The sequence below is a fragment of the Enterovibrio baiacu genome (assembly GCF_004120195.1).
Classification (GTDB): domain Bacteria; phylum Pseudomonadota; class Gammaproteobacteria; order Enterobacterales; family Vibrionaceae; genus Enterovibrio; species Enterovibrio baiacui.
This window is the reverse complement of sequence record NZ_SCHN01000007.1, coordinates 351,573-368,403: the sequence shown is the minus strand read 5'-3', so window position 1 is coordinate 368,403 and position 16,831 is coordinate 351,573. Positions and strand designations below refer to the sequence as shown.

At 47.8% G+C, this 16,831-nt stretch carries 14 protein-coding genes; 6 read left to right on the top strand and 8 right to left on the bottom strand.

Features of this window, described 5'->3' with window-relative positions; genetic code table 11:
- Positions 1 to 15 precede the first annotated feature (15 nt).
- On the bottom strand, positions 16 to 2,151 hold the full coding sequence (locus tag EQP46_RS06425; protein ID WP_129492853.1) for a TRAP transporter permease: 2,136 nt from the start codon (positions 2,149 to 2,151) through the stop codon (positions 16 to 18).
- A gap of 106 nt (positions 2,152 to 2,257) precedes the next feature.
- A complete protein-coding gene (locus EQP46_RS06420; RefSeq protein WP_129492852.1) occupies positions 2,258 to 3,274 on the bottom strand; it encodes a TAXI family TRAP transporter solute-binding subunit in 1,017 nt (338 codons plus the stop codon).
- A 279-nt stretch (positions 3,275 to 3,553) separates the two neighbouring features.
- On the opposite strand from EQP46_RS06420, the gene EQP46_RS06415 reads away from it, so the two are divergent.
- The 3 genes from EQP46_RS06415 to EQP46_RS06405 all read left to right on the top strand — a co-directional run bounded on the left by EQP46_RS06415 (position 3,554) and on the right by EQP46_RS06405 (position 5,310).
- A complete protein-coding gene (locus EQP46_RS06415; RefSeq protein WP_129492851.1) occupies positions 3,554 to 3,805 on the top strand; it encodes a hypothetical protein in 252 nt (83 codons plus the stop codon).
- A gap of 73 nt (positions 3,806 to 3,878) precedes the next feature.
- Positions 3,879 to 4,496 carry an HAD family hydrolase gene (locus EQP46_RS06410; protein WP_129492850.1) on the top strand — a complete coding sequence of 206 codons (618 nt, stop codon included), beginning with the start codon at positions 3,879 to 3,881 and terminating at the stop codon, positions 4,494 to 4,496.
- Between the two features lie 262 nt (positions 4,497 to 4,758).
- A complete protein-coding gene (locus EQP46_RS06405) occupies positions 4,759 to 5,310 on the top strand; it encodes an NnrU family protein (RefSeq protein ID WP_129492948.1) in 552 nt (183 codons plus the stop codon).
- A gap of 54 nt (positions 5,311 to 5,364) precedes the next feature.
- Here EQP46_RS06405 and EQP46_RS06400 read toward each other — a convergent pair whose 3' ends face one another.
- A complete protein-coding gene (locus EQP46_RS06400; protein WP_129492849.1) occupies positions 5,365 to 5,853 on the bottom strand; it encodes a hypothetical protein in 489 nt (162 codons plus the stop codon).
- Between the two features lie 350 nt (positions 5,854 to 6,203).
- On the opposite strand from EQP46_RS06400, the gene EQP46_RS06395 reads away from it, so the two are divergent.
- Together EQP46_RS06395 and EQP46_RS06390 are read left to right on the top strand one after the other, a co-directional pair.
- The gene (locus tag EQP46_RS06395; RefSeq protein ID WP_129492848.1) at positions 6,204 to 6,527 is read left to right on the top strand and encodes an Imm58 family immunity protein; all 324 of its coding nucleotides are present in this window, start codon (positions 6,204 to 6,206) and stop codon (positions 6,525 to 6,527) included.
- A gap of 25 nt (positions 6,528 to 6,552) precedes the next feature.
- The gene (locus tag EQP46_RS06390; RefSeq protein WP_129492847.1) at positions 6,553 to 7,599 is read left to right on the top strand and encodes an NAD(P)H-dependent flavin oxidoreductase; all 1,047 of its coding nucleotides are present in this window, start codon (positions 6,553 to 6,555) and stop codon (positions 7,597 to 7,599) included.
- Positions 7,600 to 7,701: 102 nt separating this feature from the next.
- On the opposite strand, the gene EQP46_RS06385 is transcribed toward EQP46_RS06390, so the two are convergent.
- The 3 genes from EQP46_RS06385 to EQP46_RS06375 form a co-directional block, all read right to left on the bottom strand.
- Positions 7,702 to 9,129: an NAD-dependent succinate-semialdehyde dehydrogenase gene (locus EQP46_RS06385; RefSeq protein ID WP_129492846.1), complete on the bottom strand. Its 1,428-nt coding sequence runs from the start codon at positions 9,127 to 9,129 to the stop codon at positions 7,702 to 7,704.
- Positions 9,130 to 9,461: 332 nt separating this feature from the next.
- Complete coding sequence (locus EQP46_RS06380) at positions 9,462 to 10,799, bottom strand: CoA-disulfide reductase (RefSeq protein WP_129492845.1); 1,338 nt, start codon at positions 10,797 to 10,799, stop codon at positions 9,462 to 9,464.
- Positions 10,800 to 10,978: 179 nt separating this feature from the next.
- Entirely contained in the window at positions 10,979 to 12,379 is a 1,401-nt protein-coding gene (locus EQP46_RS06375; RefSeq protein WP_129492844.1) for an L-cystine transporter, read from the bottom strand.
- Positions 12,380 to 13,193: 814 nt separating this feature from the next.
- On the opposite strand from EQP46_RS06375, the gene EQP46_RS06370 reads away from it, so the two are divergent.
- Positions 13,194 to 14,495: a hypothetical protein gene (locus tag EQP46_RS06370; protein ID WP_129492843.1), complete on the top strand. Its 1,302-nt coding sequence runs from the start codon at positions 13,194 to 13,196 to the stop codon at positions 14,493 to 14,495.
- Positions 14,496 to 14,612: 117 nt separating this feature from the next.
- On the opposite strand, the gene EQP46_RS06365 is transcribed toward EQP46_RS06370, so the two are convergent.
- Positions 14,613 to 15,641 carry a coiled-coil domain-containing protein gene (locus tag EQP46_RS06365; RefSeq protein WP_129492947.1) on the bottom strand — a complete coding sequence of 343 codons (1,029 nt, stop codon included), beginning with the start codon at positions 15,639 to 15,641 and terminating at the stop codon, positions 14,613 to 14,615.
- 201 nt (positions 15,642 to 15,842) lie between these two features.
- Positions 15,843 to 16,736 (bottom strand): DNA-3-methyladenine glycosylase family protein, encoded by an 894-nt coding sequence (locus EQP46_RS06360; RefSeq protein WP_129492842.1) that lies wholly within the window; start codon positions 16,734 to 16,736, stop codon positions 15,843 to 15,845.
- Positions 16,737 to 16,831 lie beyond the last annotated feature (95 nt).

Below are 16,831 nucleotides of genomic sequence, written 5' to 3'. Positions count from 1 at the left end.
TCCGGTAAACAAAACTTATGCCATCGCAACAGGTGATTGCTTTCGGCTGTAAATAAGCAGTGCGATAAACAACGCAGCGCCAACGACACGGAAGGTCACGTCCAAACCCGGCCACATCATGGCGGTTGCCAATCCGGCGGCTACAGCACGAAGGGCAATGTTAATCGGCCCCTCTAAATAACCTTCCAAACACGCGATCAATGACCATGTGCCTAAAATGGAAAATCCGGTCACCACGAGCACTTGCTGGAAATCTCCTGACACCAATGGCGTGTAAGCCATCAATAGCGGCACAATGTACAAGCCTTTTGCTATCTTCCAAGCCGTAAAGCCCGTTGCCATTGGCGGCGTCTTCGCGATGGTTGCCGCCGCAAAGGCGGTTAAACACACTGGCGGTGTGACGTTACTGTCTTGCGATAGCCAGAAAATGATCAAATGCGCGGATAGCAAAGCCAGACCGACGGTGACAGGGCCTAAGCTCTGTTCAAGCAAGGTGGCTTTGAAATCGTCGGGTACCAAACCCACAAGCGCAATGGCGCTCTCAAATGACATTGGCGCGCCCAGTGCAGCGAGTTGTTCGGGAGCGATCAACATGAAGATGGTTTTCGCTTCCTCCGGCAGCTGTCCCGTGGTGAGAAGTTCGAGAAGTTGCTGCTCGGCAATCAGCCCATAAATTGCGGGAGCGGAAAGGGTACCGAGAACGATATAACTTGCCGTTACAGGTAAGCCCATCCCCAATATCAACGAAGCAACGGCGACCAAAACCAGCATCATAAACAAGCTGCCGCTTGCCCAATCGTTGATCATCAAAGAGAAGGTATTCCCGATCCCTGTTGTACTGATGACATTCACAACAAGGCCAATGCCGGTCAGCAATACCGCCGTGGTTGCCATGTTGCGCGCGCCTTGTGCCAGCGCATCAAAAATGTCAGCCACACCCATGCGATTCGGAGATAGCCATGAGGCAACAACGACAGAAATGATAGAAATGCCCGCTGCGTACGTTGGCGTAAAGTCCATGACCAGCAAGGTAACAAGCACCGCCAACGGGATGAGGTAATGCCAACCCGAGGCGAGCACGGAAAGCATGGATTGGGTTTCCGTTTCGACATGATGAACGCCAGAACGTTTTGCTTCGATGCGAACGAAAAAAGCCACTGACAAGAAGTAAATCAACGCCGGCGCGAATGACACGGCAATGATTTCCACATAAGGAATTTGCGTATACGACGCCATGATGAAGGCGCCTGCCCCCATAACGGGCGGCATGAGTTGCCCGCCCGTGGATGCAGCCGCTTCAACACCTGCGGCAAATCGTGGTGGGAAGCCTGCTTTCTTCATGAGAGGGATGGTAATCACACCGGTTGATACGGTATTCGCCACACTGGAACCTGATACCGACCCCATTAAGCCTGAACCGAGGACTGCCACAAAACCGGGTCCGCCAATGATTTTGCCCGCGGCAGCACGCGATACATTGATGATGTAATCGCCTGCACCGGATTTCACCAAGAACGCACCAAACAGAATAAACATGAAGACATAGCTCCATGATATTCGGGAGATAGGGCCAAACATGCCTTCAGAGCTGTAAAAGGCACGATAAAGCATGGTTTCTGCAGAAAGGCCAGGGAAGGAGAAAATGCCGTCGATCCAGCTTCCCCACCACACGACATAGGTTAATGCGACGAGTATTAGACAAGGAATGAACCAGCCCATGGTGCGTCGAATGAGCTCGATCGCAATGAGGATCGCGATGATCGAGAAGACCCAATCTGAGGTGACGAATTTAACGCCACGCTCATACAGCGCATCCTCTCCGAATATGATGTAAACAAAGCATGCAACCGCGGCAATAGCGATGCCAATATCGATGGATAGCGCGACCTTGCTCTTTCGCAATTTGGCGGCAGCGGGGTAGGTCAACGCGACCATCACCGCAAAGCCTGCGAAGTGTGCGGAGGACACCCACAACTCTGAGAGTGTTGCGAGAGTGTTGAACCAAATATGAACAAGGGAAAGCAAGATACCGATAACGGTGACGATGCGGGTAAGCAAAGGAAAGTCTGTTCGTTGTGTCAATTCAAATTGAGACAGGGCGTTATCGGTGTCTGAAGAAGCCTTTGTTCCGTCAGGCGAATGATTTGTCATGTTTCCTTCTAACGTGCGATTGCTGCACGATGTCCTGATGAAGAAAGCGCTGACAGTGCGATGTCAGCGCTTTAACTTGCCTTCAATGTAACGAAGCGAATGAGTGTTAGTCCGCTATCAAGTGTGCAGGGATCTCAATGCCTTGTTCTTTGTAGTAACGCGCAGCACCCGGGTGCAGTGGTACTGGCAAACCATCAATCGCTTTTTGAAGAGACATGGCTTTGGTTGCCTTGTGAATGCCGTTCAAGAACGCGAGGTTTTCGTAAATGGTTTTGGTCAGCAGATAAACATCTTCTTCGTTGAGGTCGCTACGCGCCGCAAGGAAGTTGGGTTGTGCGATGGTGTTTACCGCTTCGGTTTGACCTGGGTAGGTGTTGGCATCAATCACAAAGCGCGTCCACAGGTTGTAGCCACCGTTAGCTTCTTTCATTTGCTCGTCGGTGAAATTCAGGATGCGGATTTTGTCGCCCATGGACGCGTAAGCGCGTGTTACCGCACTGACAGGCACACCAGCAGGAATATTCATGCCGTCAATGGTGCCGTTTTGCAGTGCGTCAGCACTCGCACCGTAGCCAAGGTAGGCAAGGTTGAAGGTGTCTGGGTCAACGCCCAAGCCGGACATTATCTGACGGCCAGATCCTTCGGTGCCCGAGTTTTTCTTACCGATGGAAAACTTCTTGTCCTTCATGGATTTCAAGTCATCGACGGTGCCTGTTTTAGCCATGTCACTCAAGATGACAAAGTGTTCAACGTTCTGCCAAAGCATGGATACGGAGCGCAGCTCTTTTTGCGCGCCGGCTTGTTTCAACTTACCTTCACCGTTCCATGCCCATGCGCCATACAAACCTTGAAGGATAGCGAATTGCGCTTCGTTCTCGCCAAGCAATTTTACGTTCTCACCAGAGCCCGCAGAGCTGATAGCAGACAGAGAAAACTTGTGCTTAGGTTCGAGCTTCACTTTACTCAGTGTCGCCAGCGCAACACCGACAGGGTAATACGTGCCGCCTGTTGATGCCGTAGCAAGAATGTAGTCGCGATCTGCCGCAGCGGTAGCGGCATTCGTGCCGGCCAGTGAGATAGCAGTAGCGATAGAGAGGGTTTTAAGCAGGGCTTTCAATTTCATACAACGCTCCAATGTTGGCGATTTCCATATGAGCAGTGTAGGGCCATGAATAACGAAAGGTCGTTAAAGCCCTGCACCAATGCGTTTGTACAGCGTTCCCATCGGTTCGAGTGAGAACGGAATAAGAAGAGAGGATAGCTGAGTTGTAAATGTGATGTTAAAGCGAAGCGCACAATTATAAGCGTCTTCTCACTTTTTTAAGTTAAGCGTGATAGATACCTAACTAATTGGATAACCGTCAGATCTTAAGTACTATTTCAGTTGAGAGGGAGAGTGAGTATGGCTAAACCGAACAAAAAAGGCCCCACACGCACGGTAGACATTCTCTGTGCAAAATGTAAAAGCCCCCTGTTTAAATACCGCAAAGGTGGAAAGGGGGCGCTGGTGAAGTGTTTTAAAGAGCGCATCGTGACAGACTTTACGACCACGCCTTGTGAATGCCCAAATTGTGGCGCTGTATTTGGTCGCGAAGCCCTTGTCCGGGGCACGCCTGCCTACAAAATCATTGGCGGAAAAGCCGTTATGAAATAGCCACGCGAAAGGAGGCGTAACAGTCGCTCGCACCCTTTAAACAAAACACGAGTAAACATTTAGGGAGAGAAAAATGGCGAACCCAAACATTAAAAACGTGGTGTTTGATGTGGGCAATGTGTTGGTGAGATGGAGTCCAGTTGAGATCATCCGTCTGACATTTGGTGACGATGTGAATGCCACCGAATTTGCGAAGCGCGTTTTCCAGCAAGAGCTGTGGTTGTCGCTCAACCGAGGGGAACTCACTGAGCAGGAAGCAAAACAACAGTACGTGAACACGCTTTCCTTATCACCCAATGAAGTAGAGCAGCTTTTCTACTACATCAAGCAAACACAAATCCCGTTATTTGGCACCGTGGCCCTCATGAAACAATTGAAAGCGGCCGGATACGCCACGTATGCATTGACCGACAATGTTCATGAAATCGTTTCGTTTCTCAAGCAAGAATACGCATTCTGGCCTCTGTTTGATGGGGCGATTGTGTCAGCAGAAGTCGGGTGCTTAAAACCGAACGCTGAGATCTTCCATCGCCTACTTGATACGTTTCATTTACAGGCAAACGAAACCGTGTTTCTCGATGATGTTATTAAGAACGTTGAAGGGGCACGTAAGGTGGGCTTGTCTGCGATTCAGTTTACGCAAGCATCACAGGCCGAGCGTGAATTGAAAGAATTGGGATTACGTTTCTAGTCTTTTGGTTCTGAGGAGCTTGGTTAAAAAGGGGCTAGATTTTTAGCCGTTTGGTATTTACACGTTTGGTTTTTAAGAGCACGTTTTTTGCGCGCTTGTCTTTATAGAAATGAGCTTCTCAGGATGTCGCCTATCGGCAAGGAATATTAGCAAGTTATAACTTTCAGGACACTCTCCACTAGCGCAAATCCATATAATTGCATTTCCATATAAATACTATGGTTTTAAGCGAACAATAATAAGGAGCGCTGTCGTGACACTGATGATCTTGGGTTTACTCGTATGGAGCGTCGTACATTTTGTGCCGACGCTTGGGCTATCTTTCAAAAACGACGTCATAGAGAAATATGGCGAGAAAACATACATGGCCGTGTTCTCAGTACTTGTCGTGTTATCGCTGGTCATGATTGTGTTTGGCTGGCGAAGTACCATTCCTGAATTCATTTACGTTCTGCCTTTAGCTACAAAACCTATCGCCATGCTGCTGATTGTTGTCGCTTTCATATTGTTTGGGGCGGCAAAACATGCGACACGCATTAAGCAGGTTGTACGACACCCACAATTAAGCAGTGTCATTGTCTGGGCTGTGGCGCATTTAATGTTAAATGGTGATTCGCGTTCGATTGTTTTGTTTGGCGGTCTAGCCATATGGGCGATGATAGAAATTGTGCTGATTAATCGACGAGAAGGGGCATGGGCAAAACCAGATGTGCCGAGTTGGAAGCAAGAATTTGTTGGATTGGGTATCAGTGCGGTGATGATCGTGGTGGTGGTGTTCTTACATCCTTACATAGCGGGTGTGCCGATCAGATAAGGAATAGTGCTCAGTGTTAGTCGGTGAATGCGCTAACACTGAGCAATCATGCGGTTAGATACCTGCGCGTTTAAGCAGACCAGACATCAGCTTAGAGCTTGATCTTACACCAGAAGATTTACCTTTAAACTCACCGGCTAGGCGGTTGTCACCAATTTCACGCGCGATGTGCTGCATGGTGAGATACATATCTTTTGCTGATTGCATGCGGTTTTTATCATTCAGCGGCGCAAGCAGTTTGATCATGTCTGAGCCAGACAGTTTGTTTTCAATGGCGTGACGTTCAATGGAAGACAGCAGTTTATCCAAATCAACGGTCGCTTCATTGCTTTCTACACCTTCTTTTTTCATCGCTTTCAGATTGCGTTTACGGATCTGATTGATGATAAAGGTAGGGCGGTTCATGCGTTTAAAACCAAAGTAGCCAGCCGCAACAACCAGTGCGATACCACCTACAACATATGGCCAGATTGCGCCAGAAGACTCGGCGGCGGTTTGTGCTGCACTTACAACTTCTACTGCGGCAGCAGGTACATCAGACATGTTCTTTCCTTCATTATTAATAGGGAATTTGGAATTGAGCGTAGTGTCGCACCGTTTCATTAAATTACGGTGTCACGCCTCACATTCACGCAAAGAAGTTAAGTCGAACAAGCGCGAATGCTGAATTTTTACACCAATGCTGATGGGAAAATCAACGACCAATACACGTGAGTTCATATAGACCCGATACCCATGATAAACATTTCCATGTTTTTACAGATGCCTACGTATGTCACACTCGTCGAAAAAGGCAGTGAGAAACTTTCTCAATTTCATCGTATTAGCACAATAATAGGGTTGTATGAACGCCTAAATAGGCAAAATAGGGTTGTTATAAGGCATAGAATTCGATGAAAAAAAGTACCGTTATTCTGTTACTCCTTTTAATTGTCTCAAACGTCACTTGGGGGGCTATGTACTTTTACAGCACGGTCGACTCAGGGATCAGTCTTACCCATCTTCAATCAAGCTATGAACGCAAATCATCTCAGTTAGATATCACGATGTTTGCTGCGAACCATGGTTTGATAGGCATGCCTGTGGAAGAGGCGTTCGAAGTGATCGTGACTGAAAGCAGTGAAGAAGATCCTTTCATTAAAAGTGGCTGTTTAAACGCGGGAAGCATGTGTTTAAAAATCGGCTCTGCGCGAACGATTATTAGCATTAAACAGTAACGCGACATCAAGCAAAGGAACGCGTGTGTTGACCGACGGTTTAAAGCCATTATTGGGAGCGGAACTCCCCATCATTCAAGCGCCAATGGCGGGTGTGCAAGGCAGCGAACTCGCGATTGCCGTATGTCGCGCTGGTGGCTTGGGCTCTCTGCCTTGTGGCATGTTGACCATCGAACAAATCCTCGACGAAACCCAGCGTATTCGTCAAGCTACATCTCGCCCCTATAACCTCAACTTCTTCTGCCACTCCATGCCTGCGTACAACACACAGATACATGCCCGATGGCAGCAATGTTTAGCGCCGTATTTTAACGAAGTGGGTGAGCAGTGTGTTCCAAATCCTCATGGTGCTAGCAGAATGCCGTTCAATCATGATATTGCGGACGTCATTGAACCGTTAAGGCCACCCGTCATCAGTTTTCATTTTGGTTTGCCAGAAAGGGGGCTTCTGAAACGTGTGAAAAGCTGGGGTACCAGGGTTCTTTCGTCTGCAACCACGGTTGAGGAAGCGCGTTGGCTTGAAGCAAATGGGGCAGATGCCGTCATTGCGCAAGGCAGTGAAGCGGGTGGGCACAGAGGCATGTTTCTCTCGACGGATTTGTCTCTTCAATCACCCATGTGCACGTTGGTTGAACGAATAGTAGAGTCGGTGTCGATTCCTGTGATTGCCGCGGGTGGCATCGGCAATCATCACGATGTGCAGCAGGCACAGGCGTTAGGCGCAAGTGCGGTGCAAATAGGAACAAGCTACATGCTTTGCACAGAAGCGAAAACGTCTGCTTTACACCGAGCGGCAATTCAAGGTTCAAAAGGTGGTGACACTGCTATCACGAACATTTTTTCGGGGCGTCCTGCGCGAGGTATCATGAACCGTGCGATGACCGAATTAGGATGCATTAATGATTTGGCGCCGACGTTTCCATACTCTTCTATCGAAATGGGGCAATTGCGCGGTTACTTTGAGAAGCTTGGCAAAAGTGATTTCTCACCCTTGTGGAGTGGAGAAAATACGACCGGGTGTAAAGAGGTTTCTGCGGAAACATTGACGCGAGAACTGGCAGGGTTGAGTTAATGCAGACTGATGACTGCATCACTTCGAATCATTAGCGCAGCGCGTAGAGAATAAAAAAACAGAGACGAAAGCCTCTGTTTTTGTTTGTGTCATTTATTTAGCCTACATGCCACCGATACAAATGTACTTGGTGTTGAGGTATTCATCGATGCCTTGTCGTGCGCCTTCTCGTCCGATGCCAGATTGTTTTACGCCGCCAAAGGGGGCCACTTCTGTCGAGATAACACCTTCGTTAACACCGACCATACCGTAATCCAGTGCCTCTGCGATCTTGAAGATACGGTTGATGTCTTTGCTGTAGAAGTAGCTGGCCAATCCATAAATGGTGTCGTTCGCCATTTCGATCAATTCTTCGTCATCACTGAAACGAATCACTGGCGCGATAGGGCCAAAGATCTCAGCTTGAACAATGTCCATGCTGTGCGAAACGTGGGTGAGCACGGTCGGTTCAAAGAATTGGCCGCCCAAATCATCACCGCCAGCCGACACTGTCGCGCCTTGCTGCAGCGCTTGGTCGAGCAATGATTTGATTTTGAGCTTTGCGTTGTCGTCGATCAGTGGGCCTATGACGACATCATTATCTAATCCGTTGCCGACGGTGAGTTCATCCACAGCTAACGAAAACTTATGAACGAATTCTTCGTATATTGCGTCGTGAACATAGAAGCGGTTTGCACAGACGCAGGTTTGCCCGGCATTGCGGAATTTTGAGGTGATAGCGCCTTTTACCGCTGAGTCGATGTCTGCATCATCAAACACGATAAACGGGGCATTGCCGCCTAGCTCCATGGATACGCGCTTCACTGATTCCGCGCTTTGCTTCATCAATATACGCCCAACATTGGTTGAGCCAGTAAATGAAACCTTTTGAATATGTGGGCTGTTACAAAACACATCGCCAATCATGGATGCATCTTCACTGGTCACGACTGCAAGAAGATCGTCTGGCAGCCCAGCTTGGCGAGCAAGCTCAACCACAGCATATGCGCTCAACGGCGTTTGTATGGCGGGTTTGGCAACGAAACTACAGCCTGCAGCAAGGGCTGGCGCGGCCTTTCGGGTAATCATGGCAATGGGGAAGTTCCACGGTGTTATCGCCGCAGCAACGCCCACAGGTTGTGTGACGGTCATGATTCGGCGGTCAGCCAAAGGTGTTGGAATCGTTTCGCCGTACGCGCGTTTGCCTTCTTCTGCAAACCATTGAACGAAAGATGCACCATAAGCCACTTCACCGCGAGATTCTGCCAACGGCTTCCCTTGCTCTAAGGTCATTATGCGGGCGAGATCTTCTTGGTTTTCCATCAGTAAGTCGTACCAACGCATTAAAATGGCGGCACGGTGTTTCGCTGTGGTTTTTGCCCATTCCTTCTGTGCATCACGGGCGCGAAGGATAATGGCCTCAACGTCTTCTCGTGAGTGTGCTTGAACATGCCCTATAAGGGTTTGGTCGGCAGGGTTAGTCACGGCAATGGTGCTGTCGAGGTTGTCGCACAGCGCTGAAAGCAGCGTATGGTTTTTGATCTGTTTCATTACGTCACAGTGTCCTTGTGGTGTCAGTTCATCGCTGGGTCAGCGAACGAAAAGCAAGAAAAACATTCTTGTCATGCTTGGGGCAGATTGCGCGTAAGCACCACGAACAGAAAGGTGTGGGAGGCTGCGCAATTCAGTCGCGTAGCATCGTGTAAAGCGTTCATACGGTGCGCTTTCAAAACGATAAAACTAGCGTAACGATGAAAATGGCATGCCGCAATGTCGTCAGTGTGAGCCAGTGCAGTGTTTGCAATTCGAAATAAGAAAAGGCCAGTGATTACTGGCCTTAAGACAAATTGGGAGGAAAACGTGAAGGAATACGCTGTGTATCGTTACTTCGCTACGTTCCCAGCAACGTTCATGATATCCCACGTGCGTGAGAAAGGAGGCGCGTAAGCGAAATCCATCATGCCAAGTTGTGTGGTTGTCACACCCATGGTGACGGCAACGGCCATGGCATCGATACGGTGTACTGCGCCTTTGTAACCTGCGATTTGTGCGCCCAGCACGCGTTTTGTGCCTGCTTCGTAAATCAGCTTCATGTGAAGATCAGATTGTCCGTCACAGTAGTTGGTATGGCATTTGTCTTTGATCACCAAGGTTTTCACATCAAAGCCTGCGTCAATTGCTTCACGCTCGGACAAGCCTGTACGACCTGCTTCCAATCCCATAACGCGAACACAGCTGGTGCCGAGTGAGCCAGGGAATTCGAACGCATCGCCGTCTGTTTGCGCGATGTTATCGCCAATCATTCGGCCCAATTTGTTTGCGCCGGTCGCCAAAGGAATGTAAACGTCTTTGTTTGAAATCGCGTTCCAAATCGTCGCACAGTCACCCGCAGACCATACGTCCGGCAATGACGTACGACCTTGACGATCGATGCGAATTGCGCCGTTTGGTAGAGTTTCAATGCCGGTTTCTTTTAAAAACGCGGTGTTAGGTTTTACGCCTGTACACACCACCACCAAATCTGCAGGATATGTGCCTTTGTCGGTCGTAATGTGCGTCACGTTTTCATCGCCTTCAATCGCGAGTAACGACTCGCTGGTCAGGATGTCAACGCCGGCTTTTTTCAGCTCATCATAGAAATGAATACTGATTTCTGGGTCGAACGCATCCGGGATTAAACGTTCTGCACGTTCGATGAGTCGGACGTTTTTACCTTGGTGCACCATGGCTTCAGCGACCTCTAGGCCAATAAAACCTGAGCCAATGATGGTGACATTCTTGCAGCTTTCTTGCGCGATGGCTTGTTTCAGTGCGATGCCATCATGCATGACGCGAAGTGTGAATACACCGTCTTTATCCAGCCCTGATACTGGCGGTAACACTTCTTTCGCTCCCGTGGCGATCATCAGTCGATCGTAATGGGTGACAAATACCTCGTCTTTGTGCGCTATTTCCAGCTTTTTGTTGTCAGCATCCACTTTGGTGACGCGATGCCCAATGTTGACTTGAATGCCGCGCTCAGCGAATTGGGCTGGTGTGAATTCAGACATGTACTCGTGGTTTTGGAATTCATCTGCCACATAGTAGGGCAGGCCACAGGCGCCGAATGAGATCACGTCTGACGCTTCATACACAATGATGTCAGCGTTCGGGTTTACACGGCGTGCTTTTGCAGCAGCGCTCATGCCTGCGGCTTCACCACCAATAATGATTATTTTCATGGGTTGTTTCCTAAAGAAAGTATCTAATGCTTCGTTATCTAAGCGCTCTCTAGGCGTGAGTTCAGCAGGAGAGTGATTAGGCATATCGAGCACAAAGTGGGGGCAAAAGCCCCCACGTTTATTTATTTGTGTTTGTGACGGTAAATCGGCGGATTGGTGACAGTGTTTTCATCAAACGCTTATGCCGTTGCGTCTTCGCCATCGAGGTTGACGGGTTGTCCATCGTTGAAGATGTCCATGTTGGTTTCACCCATCAGCTTGCTGGTTACTGAACCTGCCGTAATTGAGCCAGACACGTTGAGTGCGGTGCGGCCCATGTCGATCAAGGGTTCAATGGAAATCAATAGGCCGGCCAATGCAACCGGGAAATCAAGCGCTGACAGCACAATAAGTGCAGCGAACGTCGCGCCACCGCCAATGCCTGCAACACCGAATGAACTGATGGTGATGATGGCTACAAGCGTTACGATAAAGCCGATATCTAGCGGGTTGATGCCCATGGTTGGCGCGATCATCACTGCAAGCATGGCAGGGTAGATACCCGCACAGCCGTTTTGACCGATGGTTGAACCAAATGATGCGGCGAAGTTCGCGATACCGTTTGGAATGCCTAACGCTTTCTCTTGCGTCTGCACGTTCATTGGAATCGAAGCCGCGCTGCTGCGAGAAGTAAATGCAAACGTCAGCACTGGGATGATTTTCTTCAGGTGACGAACAGGGTTCAGGCCAATCATTGCGATAATCGCAAGGTGGATAGCAAACATGCTGAACAATGCACCGTAAGAGGCAAGAACGAAGTTCGCCAAGTTTACGATGTCTGCATAGTTTGAACCTGAAATGACTTTGGTCATCAGAGCCAATACACCGTATGGCGTAAGGCGCAGAACCAGTGTCACCATGCGCATGACGATAGCTTGCGCAACCTTAATGAACTGTTCGAATGACGCAAAAATCTCAGGTTTCTTGCTTGCGATACCTGTGGCAGAAATGCCCACAAAGATAGAGAAGATCACGACGGCGATGGTCGATGTTTTACGTGAGCCCGTCATGTCCAGGAATGGGTTAGCGGGGATGAACTCCAACAGCATGTTGGCGAAAGACATGGTTTCGACTTTGCCTAAATTGGTTTGAAGTGCTTCTGCACGCGCCATTTCTGCAGCGCCTGCAGTTAGGCCTTCAGCAGAAAGACCAAACATGACAGACCAAGCGATACCGACAAGCGCAGCAATCATCGTTGTAACGACCAAAACGCCAATCGTCATGCCACTGATTTTACCCAGTGATGAGCCGCCATTGAGCTTTAAAATCGCAGAAATGATAGACACCATCACCAATGGAATGATGATCATTTGAAGGAGTTTTACGTAGCCTTTACCAACAATGTCAAAATAATCAATGCTGGTTGCAATAATATCCGAGCCTGCACCGTAATACAGTTGTAATAAGCCACCAAATACAACCCCCAATCCCAAACCAGCAAATACACGTTTAGTAAATGCCACGTATTTTGATTGGAGTGTATAAAGGAAATAGATTAACGCAATGAATATCGCGAGGTTAAATATAACGCTTAGTGCCATTGTGTTTCCTTATTATTGTAAAAAGGCGCAGTGTTTAAATACTGGCCAAATGTAGGGAGGTAAGATCCATTTCCTCAAAATTACCGTTAATTCGCACACAGCGTATTAACATTCCATCTTTATTGTTCCTACATCTCCTTCCTGCCCACGCGAAGAGGGCTTAGGCAGTCTGCCTGCTTGAATGGCGGAGATGATAGTGCATGCGCTTATGCATCCATAACGAATCTATATGCCTAAAAGTTCTAAGTTATAAAATGCACAATAATTGCTTTATTTGTTCTCTGTTTGCTGATTATTAATTCAAAACAAAATTTATTGAGTTACCGGGTAAAGCATCAACGGATTTTACGTTATGGGTATTTATATTAATGCAATGTTAATAACTCTGATCTCATTGGTTTTGTTTTTTTGAATGCGCTAATTCTGTTTATGAATATACGTATAATTTTTGCGTAAAGAGTGAGCGCGTTCTCTTATTAAAAACAAGGCATAACTGGGATCCTGATTTCGTTGTGTACATCACTATTATTGAGCTTCTCAATGCGATTGATATCTCGGTGTGTTTTCGCAGAAAAATTTGGTCCTCGTTGGCGGTGTTTGATACCAGCTTTCATGCTGTATGTTTTGCGCCACCATGTGTGATTTCGATCACTTTATTCGCTGTCAGCTTTAAAGGTTTATTGAACTAGATTGAACAGTACTCAACGAAAAAATCGCAAAAGCGTATGCGGCGTTTTGCTATCCATTCAGTGGTTGCCGTGTCGAAAAGACGATTAAAGACAATAAAAAAGAACATGATGAAGGGGCTAGCGCTATGAACCGATTTACCAAACCTGCATTGGCAGTGTTGATCATTGCAAGCGTTAGCGCTTGCCAGTCGACCTCTGAACCTCGCCAAGCAGCCAGTGACACCAACAAACCCGCCATGCAAGAAAACCAAAATACACTTCAAGTTTATGAAAAAGCCAAAGCGGATTATTCGTCGTGGTTTGAAAAAGTGGCTGAGAGCAAAGAGCTGGTTATCTATAGCAAAAGCACAGTGAATACACTTTTTGATGCGTGGGATGATGCCGTCGATGTTTATGACGAGTTTGCATCAAACCCAGCAAAGACAATGGAGAGTTACTCTGTTTTTTCATCAGGGACGTATGCCGACAAGTTTAATGAATACCTTGCGACTGTCTTAGTTCAATATGACAAATTGCAGGGCTTGAAGAAGACAGCAGATTCCTTACTCGCAGATTCAATTGCTCAAATGGCGTACCTCAACGAGATGGATGCCAAATCTGTTTACGCAACCAAGTTTCGCAGTGTTGAGCGGGATTATTACAAGCTCTACAGCTATGTCGAAGACAACGAGATTGATGATGCGCAAGTCAAACAGGCTGAATTTCTTCATAAAGCCAAGCAGTTGGAAGCCTTGGTCGTGATGAAGCGCAACATTGCACCGCTGCAGACGGAAATCGCGACATTACGCAAACAGGGGTTTAAGACGGTTGCTCCGATTAGCTATACAAAAACCAGTGCCACACTTGAGCAGGCCCAAGCTGTCGTCAACCTTAATCCAAGAGATGTTGAAGCCATTGGCCATGCTGTTGCAGACGTGCAGTTTGAAATTGCTCACCTCAAACACATCGGGCAAGAGGTGAAGAAGTTTAAGAATGTGGAGGACGATAAGTTTGAACCGCTGATTTTGGAGCTCGAAAATCGACTACATGTGATCGCGCAAACGTTGGATGATCTCGATTTACGAAACACGCCAATGCAGCGTCAAGCGGATGTTCTCGCGGATAAAGTGGCGGCACTGAACGAGAAAGCCAATGTAGAGGCGAGCGATGATCCTCAATTGGCGGCGCTGATGGCGAGATTGGATGCGGTGAATGCTGATTTGTCGTCAAAGCAATCAAAAAACCAGGTGCTTACGGCGCAAGTGACTGCGCTTGAGCAGGCAAACGAAAGCCATGAAACGTTAATTGGTGATTTGAAATCGATAATTAGTACGATAAAGCCAGAGGCGTTGAACCCCTTTATTGAGCAAAAAGCGGGTAGCTTGCCCGAAACGTCTTTGGCTCCTGCATCATCCGGTGAGTCTGTGACGGCAACTGCGAATAATTAATTGCTCCCATACGCAATTCCAAAGCAAAGTGACTAACAAAAAAAGCGCCGATATCGGCGCTTTTCCTTTTCTTAACATGACGTTTCTTTTGAAGAAGGAACGATGTTAAGTTTGTTTCTATTGAGCAAGGTAATAATGGTGATTGGCTTTTTTCGCCATCACGCCAGCTTCCATCATCTGCTCAAACAAGGCATCGACGTCATCCGCTGCCAGCAAGAAATGTTTTGCCACCGCTTTTTTCGAACAGGTAATCACACCATCGCGAACGGCTTTCTCAACACTTTCAGTCAAGGTTAGCGGCGGCGCTTGGTCTTCGGTTTCTTGGTGGTTTTGGTTGTACACCACATCCTGTTCAGGTTTGTGCTCGATAAAACCCACTGGCACCGTCATGGTTTGCGGCGTTAACGTAATCTCACCGAAATGTTCATAGAAACGACGGAAACGAAGCTCTTCACCGATCACACCGACAAAGAAGGCGGCGAACAAATCAAGCAAAATAGAGAGGAATACCACTAAACCAAGCTGCGCGATTTGGGTTGAAACGTTGAATGCGTCCGCCAAGCTGTTGATCAAACCAATCGCAGACCCTTGAGCAACAGGCGGAAGGGCATCACGTTCTGCGGCCAAACGAATTTGTTGTTCGCGTAATTCATTGTTCTGTTTTTGAATACGCGTAACGCCTGTCGCGATGCGCTCCATCTCAATGTACTTTTCGGCCGCAAGGTTGTTCAGCTGAATCTGCTTCTCAATCGATTCGATCTGACGATCGTAGGCATCGACCTTCGATTGTTCGATAGCAATAACACTTTGCGCTTTATTGGTTGCACTGTTGATGCCACCCACGCTGCCGCCAATGGAGATTGCAGCAAGCACCAAGTAGAAAATCAAAGAAGTGATCGCGCCCGTGTAGTTCTTGTGTGCACGACGTTCGCCAAACTCATACCAAGCATAGAACTTGCCCGCTTCAAAAATGATAGCCAGCGTGCCAAAAAGGCCTTTCATGAGTGGACTGTCGTCTATCGAAAGGAAAAGCAGCAATGAAAAAACCGTCGACGTGATTACAGCAGCACCCGTGAAGGTGTATACGCTGATCATGGCAAACGGACCTTTAGGGTATCGATACCCCAGCATATTTTTATAGTGCATAAATGCGTCACAGATCACGTTACGAGAGCGCGGAGGATACAGCAAGCCTGCACTCAATACCTTATTGAACGAGGCTTTCGAGGGTTGATTGCTCGTTTTCACGTCGAGTCGTATAAATCTTCAACAAGTAAGATGGTTATAAATGCGGATTGCTTTGAAATGCATGAGGCTAACGAGGTCGAAACATGTCCGTTATTGTCGTTAATAAGCTTTCTCCTTATCCATCGCCCATAGGTGTGCGGCAACGAGGGCGCGCCAAGGGGCGAATTCGGCTAACCATTTTTGCGCTTCTTTCTCTGTCGGTTTTTCGTCGCTACCAAGCAAACGCTGTATGTTTCGTCTAACGGCCACATCTCCATGAAGCGAACCGTCTAGATACCCGAAACCACGCAGCAGGGTATAACTGACCGTCCAAGGTCCTATCCCTTTAATCGCGAGTAACTCTTTCCCCACATCCAATGGGTCTCTATCTGGTGATAAGTCTAATTCGTTAGCCATGATGGCCTGTGCAATTCGTTGTAGAGTAGTCGATTTGCTGTTCGAGTATCCACAGGCTCGGTAGGTGTCGATGTCGGTGTTTGCCAGAATATGTTCATCCGGCAAACACCAAATGCCGCTGCTATGTGGCTTTCCTGTCGCCTCAATCAATTTTCTGCGAATGGATATAGCAGCTTCCACACTGATCAGTTGCCCAGTAATCGCCCAGGAGATTGCTTCAAATGGGGTCGTTGTTTGGGGAATGCGTAAACCGTGTTGATGCGCAAGAAGGCGCGAGATATCAGGGTGATGTTGGTATTTGTTTTCGAAACCTGCGATGTCTTGCTGAAGCCCAAGCATACGGCTTGCTAGTAATGCGAACTCACGCTCACTCAATACATTTTCATCAGTGTCAGCACTGAGTGTCATGGTTGCGTTCTCTGAACCTAGAGACAGTGAAAGCCGACATGGAATAGTGTTCATCAACACACCTTTATGTATTTCCATTCCGTTCACCTGCTCTGAAAGTTCAGTCTTATCGCGCTGATGAAACACGATGAAGTCTTGGTGTCGAAAATTAGACGGCAAGGGCAGGGAAAGGCTTTGTGTTGAAGGCATGTTGGTTATCCATTGTTAGGTTAGCCACATCACCCTAAAACGCTTGGAAAGAGAATGCGAGTAAAAGGGCTTTAGTGCACTATAACTGAATGTGT